At 59.4% G+C, this 20631-nt stretch carries 18 protein-coding genes; 8 read left to right on the top strand and 10 right to left on the bottom strand.

Going from position 1 to position 20631, the window contains the following annotated elements; genetic code table 11:
- Positions 1–27: 27 nt before the first annotated feature.
- Together ASC96_RS09750 and mprF are read right to left on the bottom strand one after the other, a co-directional pair.
- Positions 28–1407, bottom strand: coding sequence for an AcvB/VirJ family lysyl-phosphatidylglycerol hydrolase (locus ASC96_RS09750; protein WP_060502791.1), 1380 nt, complete (start codon positions 1405–1407; stop codon positions 28–30).
- Positions 1404–3956, bottom strand: a complete 2553-nt coding sequence (mprF, locus tag ASC96_RS09745) for a bifunctional lysylphosphatidylglycerol flippase/synthetase MprF (protein ID WP_277996011.1) — start codon at positions 3954–3956, stop codon at positions 1404–1406. The genes ASC96_RS09750 and mprF overlap by 4 nt, the downstream gene beginning before the upstream one ends.
- Positions 3957–4294: 338 nt before the next feature.
- Here mprF and ASC96_RS09740 point away from each other — a divergent pair, with 338 nt between their 5' ends.
- The 4 genes from ASC96_RS09740 to ASC96_RS09725 all read left to right on the top strand — a co-directional run bounded on the left by ASC96_RS09740 (position 4295) and on the right by ASC96_RS09725 (position 7822).
- The gene (locus ASC96_RS09740; RefSeq protein WP_244481966.1) at positions 4295–5032 is read left to right on the top strand and encodes an ion channel; all 738 of its coding nucleotides are present in this window, start codon (positions 4295–4297) and stop codon (positions 5030–5032) included.
- A 107-nt stretch (positions 5033–5139) separates the two neighbouring features.
- Positions 5140–5538 (top strand): hypothetical protein, encoded by a 399-nt coding sequence (locus ASC96_RS09735; RefSeq protein WP_060502789.1) that lies wholly within the window; start codon positions 5140–5142, stop codon positions 5536–5538.
- Between the two features lie 299 nt (positions 5539–5837).
- On the top strand, positions 5838–6710 hold the full coding sequence (locus ASC96_RS09730) for a DUF6030 family protein (RefSeq protein WP_060502788.1): 873 nt from the start codon (positions 5838–5840) through the stop codon (positions 6708–6710).
- A 221-nt stretch (positions 6711–6931) separates the two neighbouring features.
- Positions 6932–7822, top strand: coding sequence for a sugar transferase (locus tag ASC96_RS09725; protein ID WP_244481958.1), 891 nt, complete (start codon positions 6932–6934; stop codon positions 7820–7822).
- Between the two features lie 128 nt (positions 7823–7950).
- Here the strand turns inward: ASC96_RS09725 and ASC96_RS09720 are convergent, their stop codons facing one another.
- The 8 genes from ASC96_RS09720 to ASC96_RS09685 all read right to left on the bottom strand — a co-directional run bounded on the left by ASC96_RS09720 (position 7951) and on the right by ASC96_RS09685 (position 16494).
- Entirely contained in the window at positions 7951–9669 is a 1719-nt protein-coding gene (locus ASC96_RS09720; protein ID WP_060502786.1) for an ABC transporter substrate-binding protein, read from the bottom strand.
- 71 nt (positions 9670–9740) lie between these two features.
- The gene (locus tag ASC96_RS09715) at positions 9741–10160 is read right to left on the bottom strand and encodes a DUF2160 domain-containing protein (protein WP_060502785.1); all 420 of its coding nucleotides are present in this window, start codon (positions 10158–10160) and stop codon (positions 9741–9743) included.
- Positions 10160–10984 (bottom strand): carbohydrate ABC transporter permease, encoded by an 825-nt coding sequence (locus ASC96_RS09710; protein WP_060502784.1) that lies wholly within the window; start codon positions 10982–10984, stop codon positions 10160–10162. The genes ASC96_RS09715 and ASC96_RS09710 overlap by 1 nt, the downstream gene beginning before the upstream one ends.
- An 18-nt stretch (positions 10985–11002) precedes the next feature.
- Positions 11003–11869 carry a sugar ABC transporter permease gene (locus ASC96_RS09705; protein WP_060502783.1) on the bottom strand — a complete coding sequence of 289 codons (867 nt, stop codon included), beginning with the start codon at positions 11867–11869 and terminating at the stop codon, positions 11003–11005.
- Positions 11870–11871: 2 nt separating this feature from the next.
- Positions 11872–12942, bottom strand: a complete 1071-nt coding sequence (locus ASC96_RS09700; protein WP_060502880.1) for an ABC transporter ATP-binding protein — start codon at positions 12940–12942, stop codon at positions 11872–11874.
- 10 nt (positions 12943–12952) lie between these two features.
- Complete coding sequence (locus ASC96_RS09695) at positions 12953–14035, bottom strand: ABC transporter ATP-binding protein (protein WP_060502782.1); 1083 nt, start codon at positions 14033–14035, stop codon at positions 12953–12955.
- A 47-nt stretch (positions 14036–14082) separates the two neighbouring features.
- Positions 14083–15624, bottom strand: coding sequence for a glycerol-3-phosphate dehydrogenase (glpD, locus tag ASC96_RS09690; protein ID WP_060502781.1), 1542 nt, complete (start codon positions 15622–15624; stop codon positions 14083–14085).
- A 105-nt stretch (positions 15625–15729) separates the two neighbouring features.
- Positions 15730–16494 carry a DeoR/GlpR family DNA-binding transcription regulator gene (locus ASC96_RS09685; RefSeq protein ID WP_060502780.1) on the bottom strand — a complete coding sequence of 255 codons (765 nt, stop codon included), beginning with the start codon at positions 16492–16494 and terminating at the stop codon, positions 15730–15732.
- A gap of 174 nt (positions 16495–16668) precedes the next feature.
- On the opposite strand from ASC96_RS09685, the gene ASC96_RS09680 reads away from it, so the two are divergent.
- The 4 genes from ASC96_RS09680 to ASC96_RS09665 all read left to right on the top strand — a co-directional run bounded on the left by ASC96_RS09680 (position 16669) and on the right by ASC96_RS09665 (position 20601).
- A complete protein-coding gene (locus tag ASC96_RS09680) occupies positions 16669–17439 on the top strand; it encodes an SDR family oxidoreductase (RefSeq protein WP_060502879.1) in 771 nt (256 codons plus the stop codon).
- Positions 17440–17463: 24 nt separating this feature from the next.
- On the top strand, positions 17464–18357 hold the full coding sequence (locus ASC96_RS09675; RefSeq protein ID WP_060502779.1) for a LysR family transcriptional regulator: 894 nt from the start codon (positions 17464–17466) through the stop codon (positions 18355–18357).
- Between the two features lie 211 nt (positions 18358–18568).
- Complete coding sequence (locus tag ASC96_RS09670; protein WP_060502778.1) at positions 18569–19048, top strand: formate dehydrogenase subunit gamma; 480 nt, start codon at positions 18569–18571, stop codon at positions 19046–19048.
- A complete protein-coding gene (locus ASC96_RS09665) occupies positions 19045–20601 on the top strand; it encodes an NADH-quinone oxidoreductase subunit NuoF (RefSeq protein ID WP_060502777.1) in 1557 nt (518 codons plus the stop codon). The genes ASC96_RS09670 and ASC96_RS09665 overlap by 4 nt, the downstream gene beginning before the upstream one ends.
- The last annotated feature ends 30 nt before the right edge of the window (positions 20602–20631 follow it).

The raw sequence follows: 20631 nt of genomic DNA, 5'->3' as shown, positions 1-20631 counted from the left end.
GTCATTTCAAGCCATGCTATGGGCAGGCTAAGGATTGGCTACAGCCGCCAGCCTGCGATCAAATCCGTCCAAAATCCGCTTGACCAGCGCCGGATAATCCTCGTCGAAATGATGGCCACCATCGATGGCAATGACTTCGACACCCGTATCCTTCAGCGTCGGGCAGACATCGTCGTCCTCATCTGTCCCGTAGATGCACTGCACGAGAGCCGGTTTCATCTTGGTGATATCGTCGGCCGGGTCGCCGGCGCCGTCCGCCGCCGCGGCACCCAACCAGCCGAGAACGGAAATCTTGTAATCCACCTGATGCGACACGGCGAGCAGCGACACCTGCGCCACGCGATCCCGGTCTGCTTGCGGCAGCAAATTGTAGGTCCGGGGCAGGATATCGGCACCGAAGGAATATCCAATCAGCAGGATATGCTTGACGTTCCAGCGCTTGCCGTAAAACGCGATGATGCGGTGCAGGTCATCGGCGGTCTCCTGCGGCTGACGCTCCGACCAGAAGTAGCGCAGAGAATCGATGCCGACCACCGGCATGCCCTGTTGCTGGAGAACATCGCCGACTTCCTTGTCTATATCGCGCCAGCCGCCATCGCCCGAATAGACGATTGCCATCGTGTCGCGTGTCGGCTTGGTTTCAAGCACGGTCAGGGGCAGTCCCAGCGGATTGTCCTCGCCTGCGGAGGCGGTCACGAGCGCCGACAGCGCATCGTAAAAAGCCGTCCACATGTCGTCATCCGTTTCAGTGATCTCGATGTCGCTATGCTTGGCAGTCAACTCGGTGACATGGGCGCGGCCGTCTGCGGGCGCATCCGGCGTGAACAGCACGGTGACCGGATCGGGCAGCGGCCCATCGGTCAAACCGTAGACCATCCGGTCGCCCACCTTTTTCTTGTCGGCAGGCGTGCAGAGCTGTTTGCTCAGTGTGATGCCGGCCTCGGGATTGATGGCCAGCGTTTGCCCAATTGTCGCCGCCGGCGTCTGCGCCGCAATGGCAAGAGCCAGCGCGCCACCCGCCCCGGCACCGGCAATGATCGGCAGCCGATAATCGTTGTTTTTCGCCGCCCGCTGAACTTGCTGGCTCAGCGCTTCGATGTCGGACACCATGTAGATGCAGTCGCCCTCGTCCTTCGCCAGCGATGCAAGATAGCTTGGAAGATCGATACCGATGACCAAGGCTCCGCCATCGGTCAGGCTTTTGGCGAGCGTATCCTCCTTGTCAGACCATCCGGCCTTATCGGAAATAAGCACAACCGCGGCCGCCACATCGCCGGTGGGCAAGAGGATATGTGGCGACGGGATCATGCCCGTATCAAAAGCAGCCGGATCCTCCGAACGCGCCGGAAATGCTGCAAAAAACAGGCTGGCGGCAAAAGCGGCCTGATAGAATCTCTTCAAGATCATTTTTTCACAATTCCCTTCACGCCGCCGCCAATCAGGAATGTTGCATCCATCAGTGCCAGAACGGGATTGATACCACCACCCGCCGCCATATACCGAGGCTGCCAGTGCGGATGGAATTTCGACTTGAAGGCCTTCAGGCCCTTGAAGTTATAGAAGCGTTCGCCGTGTTCGAAAACCGTGCGACCCACCTTGTCCCAAACGGGCGAGGAACGGCGGCCGGAAAGACCGGCCAGAGGCGCCATGCCAAGGTTGAACCGCTTGAATCCCTTGTCACGCAGATATTCCATCAATGACACAAAGAGAAAGTCCATCGACCCTTTCGGTGCCTCCGGCAGGAAGCGCATGAGGTCGATAGTCCCTTCCTCGCAGGCATCCGTCACGAGGATATTGGCGAACGCAACGATTTTTCCGTTCAACCGCAAAATCCCAACCGGTTGGGCGGTAATGTAATCCGTATTGAATGCCCCCAACGAAAAGCCCTTTTCCCTGGCACGATGATGCGCCAGCCAGGCATCGGACACGGCTACGAGATCGCCCATGATCGCCGGGACATCCTCGGGTTCGACAACGGCGAATTCCAGCCCGTCGCGCTGCGCCCGGCTGACCGTCTGGCGCAGGGTGGCCCACTTGCCGCCCTTCAGTTCGAACGTCGTGAGGTCCGCCGTGGCCAGTTCGCCGAGACGGAAGGCCCGCAAGCCGGCATCCGCATAGTAGGAGAGCCCCGCAGGCGAGACCTGATAGAAAACCGGCCGGCAGCCGCAGGAACGGGCCTCCTCAATGAACTGCCAGATCAGATCCGGCCATGCATCACGCGGACCGACCGGATCGAACAGGGCAATCCAGGAACGAGCCTGACGGCCATACATGATGAACGCACGCCCGTCGGAGGAAAACATCAGGCTCTTATCGCCCATCCGCACGAGATTGGCGTCCGACATATCCTGCGCGTTGGCAATGGCGATCGCTTTTTCGATGTCGGCGGCAGAAGACGCTTCCCTTGGGCCTTTGGCGGGCCGCAGCAGGCTCCACAACGCAGCAGCGCCAGAGAAGATCGTCAGACCGAGCACGGCGCGAAGGCCGCGCGGCGCTTCCTCCGACAGTTCGAACTGCCACCAGAGCGTATTGCTGTATTCCACGTCACGATAAACGAACAACAGGACGATCACCGCAAAGGCACAGAGCGCCAGCATTGCCGTCAGCCATGGCAACGTCAACCGCTCGTTCGACAGGTTTGCTGGCCGGTCGAACAGCCGGTGCGTGGCAAGCAGGCTGACGATGAAGAAGGCGAGAAGGCTCGCCTCGATCAGGGCCACCGCCTTGAGGAGAGAAAACAACAGCGCGATAACGGCAACGACAAGCGCCGCCCACCAGGCGCTATCCAACCGTCTTGCCAAGCCGCGCGCGACAATGACGAGAACCAGACCCAGCAGGCTTGCGAGAAAATGCGTGCCTTCGATGATCGGTAATGGCACGTAATCGGCAAGAAAAGCCAGATTGTCGTCCGGCGTCGGCGTGACACTGGAAAATACCAGCATGGCGGCCAAGATAAGTGCAAGCGTCGCCAAGAGAAGCGGTGTCAACCGACCGGCCACGCGGCGCAGGCTGGAACCGACAGGCTTGCGGTAGAGGCTGCGCAGTTCGGCACCAATGACAAAGATGACTGCCAGAAGCAGCGGCAGGACGTGGTAGATCAGCCGATAAAGGACGAGCGCGCCCAGGACTGTGTCGACATCCACCGCCTGGCCCAGCGCCGCGACGATGACGGTTTCAAAGACACCAAGACCGGCCGGGACATGGCTGAGAACGCCAAGTCCGACAGCCACCGCATAAATCGCCAGAAACGCCGGCCAGCCGATCACCCCTTCAGGCAGCAGCACGTAGAGGACGGAAGCCGAGGCGGCCAGATCCAGAACGGTCACAAGGAACTGACGCGATGCCGTGCGTGAATCCGGAACCCGCAGCGAAAAACGCCCCAACTGCAACGCCCGGCCATCGCGGCCCGCCACCATCAAAGTCAGCAGGACGGTCAGGATCAACACAGCGATCGCACGCAGCGCCGGTGAACTCATTCCCACGAGTGGCGCCACTTCCGGCGCGATCATCAACAGGCTGAGAGCCGCGACACTTGCAAGCCCGAGCCCGAAGGCAAGGGTGACAAAGGCGATAACGCCGCCGATTTCTTCCGGCCTCAGCCCGAGGCGGGAATAGGCGCGATAGCGGATGGCGCCGCCACTCAACGGGCCGAAACCTGCGGTATTGCCGACCGCATAGGCCGCAAAAGCCGTCAATGCCACATCGGCATAGGGCAGTCGCCGCTTGAGATAGATCAGCGCCCCGACATCGTAGAAGGTCAGTGCAAAGAAGCTCAAGGCGGTAAAGCCGATGGCCAGTGCAATGGACGTGCCGCTGGTATTATCGAGCGCGGCCATCACGTCTTCATACCGAACTTCACTCGTCAGATGGAAGATCGCATAGCCCGCAAGGGCAAGGATGAGGATCGTGGCAATCGCAGTCAGCAGCCGGCCCTGAAGCCACACCCGCTGAACCATGACTTGAGTGCCACCGGGCTCATCGTTTCTATCGGCTGGATTGGACATGGAGCACCTGGTGGGGCATTTCAAACTCTAACGTCATCGACGATATACATCCTGCCACAGCTAAATAAAGTGAACTTAATGTAATCTTCGATCAACTGAATCCGGGCGTTTGCTTGGTAAGGCGCCCGGCATGAAATTCGACTGAAATGACGGTCAGGCAATGCCAGCGCCTGACAACAGGCAGCATTGACCGCTTCCACACACCAGCCTATCTCAATCTCATGACAGAGCACACCAAGAGCGACGAGCCCGGAGAGCCGATGTTAAACGGCGTACGCGCACGTTTACGTATGCTCTATCTCGGGACCAGCGCCATGGCGATCCGGTTTCAGATAACCATGGCGATCATCGATCTCGCCATCATCATCTTCTTCCTCGTTGGCCCGTATTTCGCCGCGGGGCACACCTACCTCATCATCGACTATGCAATTGCCGCCTTGATCGCCTTCGAGCTTGGCGCCCGGGCGCTGATCGCCTCAAACCTCCGGCGCTGGCTGACACGGCCGATGACGTGGGTCGATATCGCCATCCTGGCAACGCTGCTCTTCCCGGCGCAATTCTCCAACTTCGCGTTCCTGCGCGCCTTCCGCATCTGGTCGCTGGGCCAGAGCAAGGTATTCACGCTGTTGATCAAGCGGGCGGGCTATGGAGAATGGGAAGAGGTCATTCGCGCCTGCATCAATTTCGTGACCTTCCTGTTCCTCGTCACCGGCTTCGTCTACACCGCGTTCTTCTATCACCAGGCGGCCGGCGTCGAAGGGTTCGTCGATGCGCTCTATTTCACCGTCGCCACCATCACGACGACGGGCTTTGGCGATATCACCCTGCCCGGCACGCTGGGCAAGCTGACGTCGATCGTCACGATGATTTTCGGCATCTCGCTGTTCGTACGGCTGGCACAGGCGATCGTGCGCCCGCACAAGGTCGTCTTCCCCTGTCCCCAATGCGGTTTGCAGAGACACGATGCCGACGCGGTACACTGCAAGGCTTGCGGCCAAATACTGAACATTCCGGACGAAGGAAGTTGAACCTTCTGGCCACGATGACGGCCCTGGAAGCGACCAAATTTGGGCTTCGCGCCCAACCATAGTGGGTGCTAATATTCCCCTAAGGACAAGACTTGGGGGGAAGACATATGCCGCGCGTCGCAAAGCTCTATTTCCGCACTGCCATCATTTTCCTGATTATCGGAATTGCAATGGGCCTGAACATGGCCATCTCGCAGGATCACAGCGCCATCGGCGCGCACGCCCATGCCAATCTGCTCGGCTGGGTGACCATGGCGATCTTTGGCGGATACCACGCGCTGAACCCTGCCAAGGCGGGACGGCGGATCGCCATGATCCAGTACGTGGTCTACACGGCGGGCGTCGCCCTGATGGTGCCGGCGCTCTATCTGATGCTGACCGGAAATCCGGCGCTCGAGCCTGTTGTCGCAATCGCCTCGCTGATCACATTTGCGGGCGTCTTGCTGTTCGCAGTCATCATCTATAGCGGGGATACAGTACACCGCCCGGCAATTGCCACACAGTAAGACTATCTTCAAGTTTCGCCCGCGGCGGGATCTCTGAACTGTTGGCTTAGTTCGCGACCCGCACCGTATTGCCGTATCGGCGGTGCCGAATACATGACGGTCGCCGCGCCTTGCCTATTTCTTTCAACCAACTCCCCGCCCCGGCGTAACAGAACGGGTTCTTTCATTTTATACCTTGATATGTCTGTTTTTTCTCGACAATACCTATCGCGAGGGTGAGACGAGAAACGCCAGATGGCCAAGGCATGTGGATCCATGATGTCTGAGATCGGCGAAAACTGCGCAGGTCAGGTTTCGGCATGAATGTGCAGCGGAAAAACCGGTCCGGAAAGATATTCTTCCTCGCCGCTGTCGGGTTGGTCTTCGCCGGCATCCTGGCGACGGTTCTGCTTGCCAACAACCACCGCAATCTTGATCTGCTACTGACCTATCTCGGCTACCCCAATCTGATTCCCAATGCCGCGCCGCAGCAGGTGAAGATAACCCAGACCAGAAGCTTACGCTTACCGCCGGCACGCATGGTCCTGCCTGTCTATGCTTTCGCCGACTTCAAGGCCCCGCAACAAAACTTCATCCGGCTGATCCAGAGTGACCCGAGGACCCTGTGCGAACAACTGAGGGACGGCGGTTTCGGCCAATTGGACTGGACCGTCAGCAGCGCTCACAAGGACAATTGGGAATGCTCGTCCTCGGTCGATCTTCCCGCTCCGGATGCCGATAAACCGGAACAGTCCTCGATCTTTATCGTCATCAAGGGCGATGGGGAAAACCGTGTCACCTCCTTTCGCGTCAAGCTGAACATCGAAAATAAAGCCGATACGGCCAAGGTCGCCGAACTTGCCGGGGACGCGGCGAACATCTTCCTGCGCCAGGTCCGTTGGGGAAATCCGGAAGAGATCATCGGCAAGATCCATGCCCTAGAACCCTTTGACATCCGCAAATTCGGTAGCCGCATCCAGTTCAAAAGAGAATTCGGCGAAACACCACGCTACAATTTCCTTGCCAATCAGATCAGTGTGCAACGCAAGAACATGCCGGGAGATCTGTTCTTCGACCGGAGCAAGTGGTTTCCGCTGACCGGAAGCGATGGGCTGCCGATGATTGACGGCATGATGGCCGGGGAAGGCGCTGGCGGAATCCCCCTCACGGACCCAGGCAATCCTGCCCCCTAAGCCAAATCGTCCGCGCACACGATGCGATTGCGGCGCGTTGCAACCGGCTGTCCCCTTACCTGTTTCGATCCGGAGCCGGCCGCTCCGGCCCACCACAATTAACCACAGGAACGGATTGGATTCGCAAGGCCCTACCGAAATCGGTAGTATTTAATAAATCGTTAAAATCGCATATTCCACATATGCGGCGAAGTAACGAAAAGACATCTAACGAAGATCTCGTGCGCTCGCATTATCAAGGTCAATATTCAGGATATTCTGCCGCAGTCTCATCCAGCCATTCCAGCTCCATTGGCAATGCATCTCCTGGTAAAGATCAACACAAAGTAGGTATTCCGGTCGAATTCCGGGGAAGATGTAAAGTCATGACGGAAAAAACGCTGCCGCAACGACGACCTCTCATCCGGGCAACGGAAAGCCGCCCTGTCTGGACAGCGTCCGCTGAACGCCCAGACAAGCAATCGCCGGCATGCGATGACCAAGTTCACCTCGAATCGGTTCGCGTAGCAGACCTGCCCGTTCAGTTTGCGATCAAGCGCACAATCGATGCCGCCTGCGCATTTTCCGGGCTGCTCGTTCTTGCGCCCGTCATGCTTGCCATTGGCGCCCTCATCAAGCTGGACAGCAAGGGGCCTGTTTTCTCCCGGCGACTGCACCTAGGGCTGAACGGAGCTCCCTTCGAGCTGTTGACGTTCCGCTGTACGGCTACGGGCTTTCGCAATGCCGGTCAGCCAGCCACCGATGGTCAACACTTCACGCCGTTTGGACGTTTCTTGAACAAAGCCAATCTTGAAGGGTTACCGCGATTGTGGAACGTTCTCACCGGCGACATGTCGCTGGTCGGCCCTCGCCCACATGTTCCGGACTTGCTTGCGGCAGGCCACAACTACAATGACCTTGTGCAGGGCTACGAATACCGAAACCTGATGCGCCCGGGCCTTACCGGTCTTGCGCAGACCCGCGGCCCTCACGCCGCTGCCGGGCACCGCTGGATGGCGGTCCGACAAATTGTCTCCGATGTCGATTACATCACCCAGTTCTCGCTGCTCCTCGACATGAAGATCATGATGCGCACCGCAATCAACGCCATGAAGCGCTGGACGCGCCGTTAGGAGACTGGCAAGCGCAACAGCCCAAACGCGAAAATGAAAACCGCCCGAAGATTCTCTCTTCGGGCGGTTTTCATTTCAACGGAGGCTGAAGACTGGCGCCGGGACGGACCCGGCGCCAGTCTGTCGTCTTACTGCCAGCTCTTGACCAGTTCGTCGTAGTTGATGGTCTGCGGCTTTTCTTTTTCGTTTTCGATCTTCAGCTGCGGCGCAAGGTTACCCTTCGAGACGGCGTCCTTGTTCCAGTATTCGAGATCGTGTTCTTCGGCGAGCTTCGGACCGATATCGCCCTGAACGCCGGAACGCTCCAGGCGCTGCAGAACCTTTTCCTGCTCAGCGCACAGCGAATCCATGGCTTCCTGGGCGGTCTTGGCGCCGGAGGAAGCGTCACCGATTGCCTGCCACCACAGCTGGGCCAGCTTCGGATAGTCCGGGATGTTCGTACCGGTCGGCGACCACTGAACGCGAGCCGGCGAACGGTAGAACTCGATCAAACCACCGAGCTTCGGCGCACGATCCGTGAAGCTCTTGTCCTGGATGGACGATTCACGGGTCAGCGTCAGGCCGACATGGCTCTTCTTGAGGTCAACCGTCTTGGAGGTGACGAACTGCGCATAGAGCCATGCTGCCTTGGCGCGGTCTTCCGGGGTGGACTTCATCAGCGTCCAGGAACCCACGTCCTGATAACCGAGCTTCATGCCGTCCTTCCAGTAAACGCCATGCGGGCTCGGAGCGAAGCGCCACTTCGGCGTGCCGTCAGCATTGACGACCGGCAGGCCTTCCTTGACGAAATCGGCCGTGAAGGCCGTGTAGGTGAAGATCTGCTGGGCGACTTCACCCTGGGCCGGAACCGGACCAGCTTCGCCGAAGGTCATGCCCTGGGCGGATGCCGGTGCATAAGCCTTCAACCAGTCGAGGTACTTCTGGATCGAATAGACGGAAGCTGGGCCGTTGGTGTCACCACCGCGAGCGACGCAGGAGCCGACTGGCTGGGATTTCTCGTTGACCTTGATACCCCATTCGTCGACAGGCAGACCGTTCGGCAGGCCCTTGTCGCCGTTGCCGGCCATGGAGAGCCAGGCGTCGGTGAAGCGCCAGCCGAGCGACGGGTCCTTTTTGCCGTAGTCCATGTGACCATAGACCTTTTTGCCGTCGATTTCGCGGCCGGTAAAGAACTCGGCGATGTCTTCATAAGCGGACCAGTTGACCGGAACGCCGAGGTCATAGCCGTACTTCGCCTTGAAATCCGCCTTGTTCTTCTCGTCGTTGAACCAGTCATAGCGGAACCAGTAGAGGTTCGCGAACTGCTGGTCAGGCAGCTGGTAGAGGTCGCCATCCGGCGCGGTCGTGAACTTGGTGCCGATGAAGTCGGCGAGGTCGAGACCAGGGTTAGTGACGTCCTTGCCTTCGTTGGCCATCCACTTGGTCAGCGAGCGGGCCTGCTGGTAGCGCCAATGGGTGCCGATCAGATCCGAGTCGTTGACATAGGCATCATAGATGTTTTCGCCCGTCTGCATCTGGGTCTGCAGCTTTTCGACCACGTCGCCTTCGCCGATCAGGTCATGCGTGACCTTGATGCCGGTGATTGCGGTGAAGGCTGCGGCCAGAGTCTTGGATTCGTATTCGTGGGTCGTCAGGGTTTCGGAAGCAACCTTGATGTCCATGCCGGCAAATGGCTTTGCCGCATCGATGAACCATTGCATTTCCTTTTCCTGATCGGCGCGGGAAAGCGTCGAAAGATCGCCGATTTCCTTGTCCAGGAACTGCTTGGCTTCGTCCATGCCCGCAAATGCGGTTCCGGTCAGTGCCAAGAGTATCGCTGCTGTAGATGTTAGTAAGTGCCGTCGCATAATGTCCTCCCTTAAAGGTTTGCGATTGCATTCCGCCCGGCTCCATCCGGACGGCATTTCCAGTCCTTGCCTCACACCAGCTTGAAGACCCCGAAAGCGTAGACAAGCGAGAGGGCAAGAGCCCACCACTGGCCGGTACCGACGAGGCCCAGCCAAGCGAGATTGATGAAGGCGCTGCCGAGCAGCGAGATAAACAGGCGGTCGCCGCGCGTCGTCTCGAAGCGCAGGATGCCGACACGCGGATTGCCGCCGGGACGGGCATATTCCCATACGGCCATCAGCGCGAGCAGCAGGAAGATCGTCAGGAAGAACATGGCCGTCGGGAAAGTCCATGCCATCCAGCCGCCACGGATCAGCGGGGCGAACCAGTCACGCGCGCCGTCCTTGATCGGCAACGCGGAGATGAGCAACCCTGCCAGGGCGGCGTAGACGACGAGAACGGCGGCCAGTGCCAGCGGCCAGCGATTGGTGCGTTGGGACACGGTGGCCATTAGACCCTCCCCAGGGCAAAGCCCTTGGCAATGTAGTTTCTGACGAAATAGATGACGATGGCGCCGGGAATGATGGTAAGCACGCCCGCAGCAGCAAGAACGCCCCAGTCCATGCCGGATGCAGACACCGTGCGCGTCATGATCGCAGCGATCGGCTTGGCGTCGGTTGTCGTCAACGTGCGGGCGATCAGCAGTTCCACCCACGAGAACATGAAGTTGAAGAACGCAGCGACGCCGATGCCCGATGCGATCAGGGGGATGAAGATCCGCACGAAGAATCGCGGGAACGAATAACCGTCGATATAGGCGGTCTCGTCGATTTCCTTCGGCACACCCGACATGAAGCCTTCAAGGATCCAGACGGCCAGCGGCACGTTGAACAGGCAGTGCGCCAGGGCAACGGCGATATGCGTATCGATCAGGCCGAAGGCGGAATAGAGCTGGAAGAACGGCAGCGCGAAAACGGCCGGCGGCGCCATGCGGTTGGTCAGGAGCCAGAAGAACAGGTGCTTGTCGCCGAGGAACCGGTAGCGCGAGAAGGCGTAAGCCGCCGGCAGCGCGACAGAAACCGAAATCACGGTGTTCATCACCACGTAGATGATCGAGTTGATATAACCCTTGTACCAGGACGGATCTGTGAAGATCACCGCATAGTTCCGGAGCGTCGGCGCATGCGGGTAAAGCGAGAACGTGCCGGTAATTTCGGTATTCGTCTTGAAGCTCATGTTGACGAGCCAATAGATCGGCAAGAGCAGAAAGAGGATGTAGATCGTAGGCACGAGCCAGGAGAGGCTGCGGCCGGAAGATTGTGTCGCTGTGGTCATTGTTCTTTCTCCCTTCCGTCAGCTCTGCGCATCGCTATTGGTCATCACGGTGTAGAAGATCCATGAGAGCAGCAGGATGATCAGGAAGTAGATGAGCGAAAGTGCTGCTGCCGGGCCGAGGTCGAACTGGCCGATGGCCGTCTTGACGAGATCGATCGACAGGAATGTGGTGGCATTTCCGGGGCCGCCGCCGGTAACGACGAAGGGCTCGGTGTAGATCATGAAACTATCCATGAAGCGCAGCAGGAAGGCGATCAGAAGTACGCGCTTCATCTTCGGCAGCTGGATGTAACGGAACACGGCCCAGCGCGAGGCGCCGTCGATCTTGGCTGCCTGATAATAGGCGTCCGGGATCGATACCAGGCCGGCATAGCACAAGAGCACGACAAGGCTCGTCCAGTGCCATATGTCCATGACGATCAGCGTCACCCAGGCATCGAAGACATTGTTGACGTAGTTGTAGGGAATGCCGATCGCATCGAGCGTATAACCGAGCAGGCCGATATCGACGCGGCCGAACACCTGCCAGATGGTGCCGACGACGTTCCACGGAATGAGCAGCGGCAGCGACATCAAAACGAGGCAGACAGGAACGCCAAGTCCCGTCTTCGGCATGTTGAGCGCGATCAGGATGCCAAGCGGAATCTCGATCGCCAGGATGATACCTGAGAAAATCAGGTTGCGGGTCAGCGCATCCCAGAAGCGGTCGGACTGCAGCACCTGGATGAACCAGTCGGTGCCTGCCCAGAAGAATTCATTATTGCCGAAGGTGTCCTGAACCGAATAGTTCACCACCGTCATCAGCGGGATAACCGCCGAGAAAGCGACCAGCACCAGCACCGGCAGAACCATGAACCAGGCCTTGTTGTTCCAGGTCTTCTCCATGATCAGGCCTCCCCGCCCACACGCCAGCTATCGGCGTAGATATTGATGGCTGCCGGATCGAAGGTGATCTTCGGTGCCGCCGGGATCTCTCCATCTTCATGAACGACAATGGCGATCGGCCGGTTGGCGAAGGTGGCGCGGACAATTTTCTGGCGGCCGATATCCTCGACCTTGGAGATCGAAACCGGCATGCCTTCGCGGCCAAGCCGGACAAATTCCGGGCGGATACCCAGTTCGGTCTTGGCACCAGCTGCGATTTTCGGCGCAAACGACAAGGCAACCTTCTGGCCATCGAGATCGACGGACGACCCGTCGATCTTTGCCGGCAAGACGTTCATGCCCGGAGAACCGATGAAATAGCCGACGAATGTGTGCTTGGGCTTTTCGAACAGCTCTGCAGGCGTGCCGATCTGAACAATCTCGCCGTCATACATGACGACGACCTTGTCGGCGAACGTCAGCGCCTCGGTCTGGTCGTGCGTGACGTAGACCATGGTGAAACCGAACTGCTTGTGCAGACGCTTCAACTGCGAGCGCAGCACCCATTTCATATGCGGATCGATGACCGTCAGCGGCTCATCGAACAGGATGGCGCTGACGTCGGAGCGGACCAGACCACGGCCGAGCGAAATCTTCTGCTTCTGGTCGGCCGTCAGCCCCTGTGCCTTTTTCTTCGCGCGATCGGAAAGCCCGATCATCTCGAGGATTTCCGTAACCCGGCGATCGACCTCATTCTCCGGAACCTTACGATTGCGCAGCGGAAAGGCCAGGTTGTCGTAAACGGTCATCGTGTCGTAGATCACCGGGAACTGGAACACCTGCGCGATGTTGCGCTCCTGCGTCGACAGGTTGGTGACGTCCTTGCCGTCGAACAGGATCTTGCCTTCGGACGGCTGCAGCAATCCGGAAATGATGTTGAGCAAAGTGGTCTTGCCGCAGCCGGAAGGCCCAAGCAGCGCATAGGCGCCGCCGTCGTTCCATTCGTGATGCACTTCCTTCAGCGAATAGTCGGAAGGCTTTGTCGGATTGGGGCCGTAAGCGTGGCGGATATGATCGAGATTGATGCGTGCCATGGTTTTCTCCTCACGCTCCTCGAACGGCAGAGCCGCCGATGGCGCGGCCATCCGGGCCGAAGGCCATCAGGTGGCGGGTATCGACGAAAAGCTCGATCGCCGTATCCGGCTCGATGTCGTGGATGCCGTGTTCAAGCATGACCCAGCGTGATCCCGCGCAATCGACGTGGATAAAGCTCTCGGAACCGGCAATTTCGGAAATGATGATCCGCGCCTTCAGCGTCGCTGCCGTATCGTGCGGACGGGTGAGCGACAGATGATGCGGATGGAACGCGATGGTGTAGGCACCATCGGCGATACCGGCCAGATGCCCCGGTACCGGCAGGACGCTGAGACCACCACGTTCGAATGTATTGCCGGACTTCACCACGTCGAGAACATTCAGCGGCGGATCGGCAAAGGTTTTTGCGGTCGCGATGTCTGCCGGCTTGCGATAGACCGAGATGGTCGGTCCAAACTGGCTGATGCGGCCTTCGCTCATGGTTGCGGTGTTGCCGCCGAGCAGCAGCGCTTCCTGTGGTTCGGTCGTCGCATAAACGAAGATCGAGCCTGCGGCCGCAAACAGTTTGGGCAGTTCTTCACGCAATTCCTCGCGCAGCTTGTAGTCGAGGTTGGCGAGCGGCTCATCAAGCAGCACGAGGCTGGCATTCTTGACGATGGCGCGCGCCAGCGCGGTGCGCTGCTGCTGCCCGCCCGACAGGTTGAGCGGCGTGCGCTCCAGATAGGGCGTCAGCTTCATCAGTTCGGCGGCTTTGCGAACTTCGCGATCGATCGTCGCCGCGTCCTTACCGGAAATGCGCATCGGCGAGGCGATATTCTCATAAACCGTCATCGCCGGATAATTGATGAACTGCTGATAGACCATGGCGACGGAGCGGTCCTGCACGCGCACGCCCGTCACATCCTTGCCGTCGAAGGTGATGGTGCCGGTGGTCGGCTTGTCGAGACCGGCCATCAGCCGCATCAACGATGTCTTGCCCGACAGCGTCGGGCCCAGCAGCACATTCAGCGAGCCCCGCTCCAGCACAAGGTTCGTCGGATGGATATGCGTATCCGCTCCGACAACCTTGGTTATGTTTTTCAGTTCAAGCATTCTCAGGCTTCCTCCCAGCCATCGGCGGCGCCATCCCGGCGCGGCCTTCAGGCAACGTTGCGGATCGTTTCCCGCATGTAGTCTTCCAACCCGTCGGCTTCCGCTTGGGTCAATGTCAGGCCCAGTTTGGTGCGGCGCCAGAGGATATCCTCGGCATGCCGCGCCCATTCCTGGCCAATCAGCCACTGCACCTCGACCTCATAGAGATCAGCGCCGAAATGCCGCCCGAGATCTTCGGTCTTGCCCGCGCTTCCAAGCAGGCTCGCCGCAAGTGTTCCGTAAAGCCGAACCAGACGGCGCGCGTAACGCTCGGCCAGAAACGGATAGCGGCTCTTGAGTTTCGCCACTTCGGCCTCGTAGCCCGTCGCTGGAAAATCACCGCCCGGCAGCACGCTCTTCGCGGTCCACGGATTGCCCTTGGCGCCAATCGCAGCAGCGATCTTTTCCAGGGCATGCTCTCCCAGCCGGCGATAGGTGGTCAGCTTGCCGCCGAAGACGTTGAGCAACGGCGCTTCGCCATCACCGCCATCGATCTTCAGCACGTAATCGCGCGTCGCTTCCTGCGCCTTAGAGGCGCCATCATCAAACAGCGGCCGCACGCCGGAATAGGTCCAGACCACATCGGCCGGTTTGACCGGTTCGGAAAAATACTCGCTCGCCGCATTGCAGAGATAATTGATCTCGCCTTCGGTGATCTGGATGGTCTTCGGATCGCCGGTAAAATCGTTGTCGGTGGTACCGATCAGGGTAAAATCGGTCTCGTAGGGGATCGCAAAGATGATGCGATTGTCCGGGTTCTGGAAAAAATAGGCGCGCGGATCGTTGAACTTCTTCTTCACGACGATATGGCTGCCTTGAACCAGGCGCACGTTGTGAACCTTGTTCTTGCGCACCGCATTCGATAAGACCACGTCCACCCAGGGTCCAGCCGCATTGACCAGCATGCGCGCTTTGAAGGTCGTGATGGCACCGGTCGACACATCCTCGACATTGACGGACCAAAGCGCGCCTTCGCGGTCAGCCGAGACGACCCGGCTGCGCGTCATGATCTGCGCACCCTTGAGCGCCGCATCCTTGGCGTTGAGCACCACGAGACGGGCGTCATCGACCCAGCCATCTGAATATTCGAAGGCCTTGGTGAACAGCGCCTTCAACGGCTTTGCGGCCGGGTCCCGCCGCATGTCGAGCGTACGGGTGGCGGGCAAAAGCTTGCGGCCGCCAATATGATCGTAAAGGAAGAGGCCGAGGCGAATGAGCCAGGCCGGGCGGATGCCACCCTTGTGGAACGGCAGGACGAACCGCATCGGCCAGATGATATGCGGGGCCATGGCCCAGAGCACTTCGCGCTCCATCAAGGATTCACGCACCAGCCTGAACTCGTAATGTTCAAGATAGCGCAGTCCGCCATGAATGAGCTTGGTGGCGCGCGATGACGTGCCGGAAGCGAAATCGTCCATTTCAGCCAGCGCAACCGAATATCCACGGCCAACGGCATCCCTTGCGATGCCGCATCCATTGATGCCGCCACCGATCACGAAAATGTCGAGTACGTTCTGCGCAGGCACTGCTTCCCCTCCCACATTTCGCATTGCACAATTTTGAGCACATGCGAAAGTGAAATTAATTAAAGCGAAAATATTACGAATGTCAAACGAATGTTTATGGAAAACAAGCAGACGCTAAAACCAGCGTTTTTAGCGCGCGGTCTCGATCAATCGCACATCCTGCTCCTGGCAGATGTTACGGACATTTTCGATGGGGCAAATATCGGTAATGAAGGTGTGAACCTGGGTAATATGGCCGATCCGGACCGGAGCTGTGCGCTCGAATTTGGTCGAATCGGAGACAAGAATGACATGCCTGGCATTGGCGATAATCGCCTGCGCCACTTTGACTTCGCGATAATCGAAATCCAGAAGCGCGCCGTCATGATCGATCGCGGATGCGCCGATAACCGCGTAATCGACCTTGAACTGCCGGATGAAATCGACGGCCGCTTCGCCGACGATACCGCCATCGGCACCGCGCACCACGCCACCGGCAATCACCACTTCGATCGAGGGATAAACCCGCAAGCGATTGGCAACGTTGATGTTGTTGGTAATGACCATCAACTCCGTATGGTCGAGCAGCGCTTCGCCAACGGCCTCTGTCGTCGTGCCGATATTGATGAACAGCGACGAATTGTTCGGGATCATGGCTGCTGCCGCCTGGCCGATTGCCTGCTTCTCGAGAGCCGCGATCGAGCGCCTGGCTTCGTATTTCACATTCTCGTTGCCGCGCGGAAAGATTGCTCCGCCATGGATGCGCGTCAGCACCCGGCCGTCGCAGAGATCGTTCAGGTCCTTGCGGATGGTCTGCGGCGTCACCGAAAAACGGGCAGCGAGTTCATCGACGAGAACCCGGCCTTCGGTCTTGGCCAGCTCCAGAATTTCCGACTGGCGCCCCGTCAGATACATGGTAATTCCTCCCCGTCGTTTTCGTTTTCTTTCATAATAGGCAAAAACGAAAGCAGCGCAATTTCATAAACGCGGCGAGTGCTCGAAAATGAGCCCTTCGCAAAGAAGGAAGCCGCTCCGCGTTGCAATTCAGGTCATCATGCGACAGCCTGTCGGTCGCGGGAGGGTTTCACCATGTTTCATCCATCGCTGTTCAAAGGTTTGAATGTCGTCGTCACCGGTGCCGGCCGTGGCATCGGACTGGAGGTCGCACGCCAGTTTCTCGATTGCGGCGCAAACGTCTACCTGCACGGCGGCCGCGTGGCGCGCGAACCGCTGCCGGATTTTCTCGATGCGGCGCTGACTGAGGGCCGGGCCTTTCTCTCCTATGCCGACTTCTCGACCGCTGGCGGCATTGAGCTTCTCGCCACCGGTATTGCGTCCCGTTTCAAAACGATCGATGTGCTTGTCAACAATGCCGGAACGATGGTCGGACGATTTCCGGCTGGCGACCTGACCGACGAACAATATGAGACGGTGGTGCAGCTTAACCAGACCTCCGTGGTCCACACCACGCGGGCGCTGCTACCGCTCATTCGGCGTGGCACGCATCCGGCCATTATCAACACCGTCTCGATCTCGGCACTCACCGGCGGCAGCGCCGGATCGGCGATCTATTCCGCCACCAAGGCCTTCGTCTCGACCTATTCCAAGGCACTCGCCCGCGAACTGGCGCCGGAGGGCATTCGCGTCAATTGCGTTTCGCCGGGAACGATCACCACCGATTTCCACGAACGCTATTCATCCGCGGAAAAGCTCGAAGCCACCCGCAAGACCATCCCGCTGCAGCGGCTCGGCACCGCCGAGGATTGCGCGCCGGCCTATTTGTTTCTCGCATCAAACGCGCTCTCGGGTTACATCACCGGTCAGGTGCTGGAAGTGAACGGCGGTCAATTGATCTGCTGAGCGCAGACGGCGGGAGGGTGGCGGTTGATCGACAAGCTGGAATTCTTCATCGCGCTGGCGCAGGAGCGGCATTTCGGCCGCGCCGCCGATCTCTGCGGCATCACCCAGCCGACGCTTTCGGCCGCGATCAAGCAGCTGGAAGACCAGCTCGGCGTCATGCTGGTCAACCGCGGATCCCGTTATCAGAGCCTGACGCCGGAAGGGCAGCGCGTACTGGAATGGGCGCGCCGGATCGTCGGCGATTCCCGTACCATGCACGAGGAAATGCGCGCCGCCCGCCGCGGTCTTGTCGGTCATATCCGGCTGGCTGCCGTGCCCACCACGCTTGCCATGGTGCCGCGCATTACCGCACCGTTTCAGGAGAAACACCCGGACGTCACCTTCTCCATCCTCTCGACAACCTCGCTGAAAATCCTCGGCCTCTTGGAAAACCTCGAGATTGATGCCGGTCTCACCTACCTCGAGAACGAACCGCTCGGACGCGTCACCAGCGTGCCGCTGCAGGTGGAGCGCTATCATCTGGTGACCGCCGCCGGTAGCCCGCTTTCGGATCGCGAAACTGTGACCTGGAAGGAAGTCGGCAGTATTCGGCTTTGTCTATTGACCGCAGATATGCAGAACCGTCGCATCATCAACCAGCATTTCGCCGAGGCTGGCGCCACCGTCGCGCCGACACTGGAATCCAACTCGATGATCGTGCTGTTCTCCCATGTCCGCACCGGCCACTGGGCCAGCATCATGCCCTATAACGTCGCAAAATCATTTGGTTTTCACGAGGATATCAAGCTGATCCCGATCATCGAGCCGGATGCCCGCCACACGGTTGGCCTGGTCGCGACGCACCGGGAGCCGTTTACCCCACTTGTCTCTGCCCTGCTGCACGAAGCGCGTATCCTGGCGGATGCGCAGGCGCTTTGATAGAAATCATCTATCGCTTAACGGAACACGCCTATTGACCCTCCCCCAGCCTGCTGACACGCTGTATTTCAGTACGTGAGCTGCAAAACCGCGTGTTATCGGCCCTTTCGAGCCGGAAATCTGAATCGATGATGGTCTGGAGGGACTTCGTTCGGTTGGAGGTATTGCAGAGCGCGGCCAATTGTTCATTTCAGTTCGGGAGGTCTGAACGTTGAACCTGCATGTATCAAGCCGTGATATCGGTGAACGGACACTGGATATAGTCAGCGCGTTGAAGTCGCTCGAAGGGCCGCTTCTGCCGATCCTGCACGAAATCCAGGCCGAGTTCGGCTATGTGCCGCAGGAAGCGCTGCCGGTCATTGCCCGCGAACTCAACCTGTCGCGTGCCGAAGTTCATGGCGTCGTCACCTTCTATCATGACTACCGTGATCACCCGGCAGGCCGGCATGTGCTGAAGCTCTGTCGTGCAGAGGCCTGTCAATCGATGGGCGGCGACGCGCTGGCCGAACGGGTGAAATCCCTGCTCGGGATCGATTTCCACCAAACGACGCCCGATGGCGCGGTGACGCTCGAACCTGTCTATTGTCTGGGGCTCTGTTCCTCCGCACCCGCCGCGATGCTCGATGGCGAGGTGCACGGACGGCTTGATGCGGATGCGGTGCGAGACCTCGTTGCGGAGGTGCGGGCATGAGCGTGCGGATTTTCGTTCCCCAGGATGCTGCTGCTCTGGCGCTTGGCGCCGACCGGGTCGCCGTGACATTGTCGCGTGAAATCGAAACCCGCGGCATCGACGTCACGATCGTTCGCAACGGCTCGCGCGGCCTGCATTGGCTGGAGCCGATGGTCGAGGTCGAAACAGCGGAAGGCCGCGTTGCTTACGGCCCGGTCAAGGCATCCGACATTTCTTCTCTTTTGGACGCGGGCCTTGCCAACGGCGGGGATCATCCGCTCTGTCTCGGGAAAACCGAGGAACTGCCCTTCCTGAAAAACCAGACACGGCTGACCTTTGCCCGTTGCGGTATCGTCGATCCGCTGTCGCTGGAAGACTACAAGGCCCATGACGGCCTGAAGGGCCTTGCCAAGGCCGTGGCGATGGCCCCTGCCGACGTGGTGGCACAGGTGACGGAATCTGGCCTACGCGGCCGCGGCGGTGCGGGGTTCCCGACCGGCATCAAGTGGAAGACCGTGCTCGACACCGCTGGCGACCGCAAATACATCGTCTGCAACGCCGACGAGGGCGACAGTGGTACCTTTGCCGACCGGATGATCATGGAGGGCGACCCCTTCGTGCTGATCGAAGGCATGGCGATCGCCGGTCTCGCGACCCTTGCTACCAAGGGCTTCGTCTATATCCGCTCGGAATATCCGCACGCGATCGCGACGATGACGGAAGCCGTCGAAATCGCCCGGCGCGCCGGTGTTCTCGGTGCTTCGGTGATGGGATCGGGCCGAGCCTTTGACATCGAAATCCGCACCGGTGCGGGTGCCTATGTCTGCGGCGAAGAAACGGCGCTGCTCAACAGCCTGGAAGGCAAGCGCGGTATCGTTCGCGCCAAGCCGCCTTTGCCCGCCCACAAGGGCCTGTTCAACTGTCCGACCGTGATCAACAACGTCATCTCGCTCGCGTCCGTGCCGATCATCATGGACAAGGGCGCAGTCTTTTATAAAGACTTCGGCATGGGCCGCTCGCGCGGCACGATCCCGATCCAGATCGCCGGCAACGTCAAGCATGGCGGGCTCTATGAGGCAGCCTTCGGCCTGACACTCGGCCAGATCGTTGACGAGATCGGCGGCGGCACGGCATCAGGACGCCCGGTCAAGGCCGTGCAGGTCGGCGGCCCGCTCGGCGCCTATTTCCCCCGCGCCCTGTTCGATACGCCGTTCGACTACGAAGCCTTCGCCGCCAAGGACGGCCTGATCGGCCATGCAGGCATCACCGTCTTCGATGACACCGCCGACATGCTGAAACAGGCCCGCTTTGCGATGGAGTTCTGCGCCATCGAATCCTGTGGCAAGTGCACTCCTTGCCGGATCGGCTCGACCCGCGGCGTCGAAACGGCGGACAAGATCGCGCAGGGCATCGAGCCCGAGAAGAATCTCGCCCTGCTCGCCGACCTCTGCAACACGATGAAATTCGGTTCGCTCTGCGCACTCGGCGGTTTCACCCCCTATCCGGTCACCAGCGCCATGACCCACTTCCCGGACGATTTCCGCCCGGCTCCCTTGGTGGAGGCGGCGGAATGAGCAAGACGTTGCCTGTCTTCGAGCAGCCCA

This window comes from Rhizobium sp. Root1204 (assembly GCF_001424965.1).
In the GTDB taxonomy this organism is placed as follows: Bacteria; Pseudomonadota; Alphaproteobacteria; order Rhizobiales; family Rhizobiaceae; genus Pararhizobium.
Note: the sequence above shows the minus strand (reverse complement) of the source record. Positions and strands in the feature narration are given on the sequence as shown.

Coding starts and splice junctions, on each gene's coding strand:
- ASC96_RS09750 (WP_060502791.1), bottom strand. CDS start 1,407: ATGATCTTGAAGAGATTCTATCAGGCCGCTTTTGCCGCCAGCCTGTTT.
- mprF (WP_277996011.1), bottom strand. CDS start 3,956: ATGGTTCAGCGGGTGTGGCTTCAGGGCCGGCTGCTGACTGCGATTGCC.
- ASC96_RS09740 (WP_244481966.1), top strand. CDS start 4,295: ATGCTCTATCTCGGGACCAGCGCCATGGCGATCCGGTTTCAGATAACC.
- ASC96_RS09735 (WP_060502789.1), top strand. CDS start 5,140: ATGCCGCGCGTCGCAAAGCTCTATTTCCGCACTGCCATCATTTTCCTG.
- ASC96_RS09730 (WP_060502788.1), top strand. CDS start 5,838: ATGAATGTGCAGCGGAAAAACCGGTCCGGAAAGATATTCTTCCTCGCC.
- ASC96_RS09720 (WP_060502786.1), bottom strand. CDS start 9,669: ATGCGACGGCACTTACTAACATCTACAGCAGCGATACTCTTGGCACTG.
- ASC96_RS09715 (WP_060502785.1), bottom strand. CDS start 10,160: ATGGCCACCGTGTCCCAACGCACCAATCGCTGGCCGCTGGCACTGGCC.
- ASC96_RS09710 (WP_060502784.1), bottom strand. CDS start 10,984: ATGACCACAGCGACACAATCTTCCGGCCGCAGCCTCTCCTGGCTCGTG.
- ASC96_RS09705 (WP_060502783.1), bottom strand. CDS start 11,869: ATGGAGAAGACCTGGAACAACAAGGCCTGGTTCATGGTTCTGCCGGTG.
- ASC96_RS09700 (WP_060502880.1), bottom strand. CDS start 12,942: ATGGCACGCATCAATCTCGATCATATCCGCCACGCTTACGGCCCCAAT.
- ASC96_RS09695 (WP_060502782.1), bottom strand. CDS start 14,035: ATGCTTGAACTGAAAAACATAACCAAGGTTGTCGGAGCGGATACGCAT.
- glpD (WP_060502781.1), bottom strand. CDS start 15,624: ATGCGAAATGTGGGAGGGGAAGCAGTGCCTGCGCAGAACGTACTCGAC.
- ASC96_RS09685 (WP_060502780.1), bottom strand. CDS start 16,494: ATGTATCTGACGGGGCGCCAGTCGGAAATTCTGGAGCTGGCCAAGACC.
- ASC96_RS09680 (WP_060502879.1), top strand. CDS start 16,669: ATGTTTCATCCATCGCTGTTCAAAGGTTTGAATGTCGTCGTCACCGGT.
- ASC96_RS09665 (WP_060502777.1), top strand. CDS start 19,045: ATGAGCGTGCGGATTTTCGTTCCCCAGGATGCTGCTGCTCTGGCGCTT.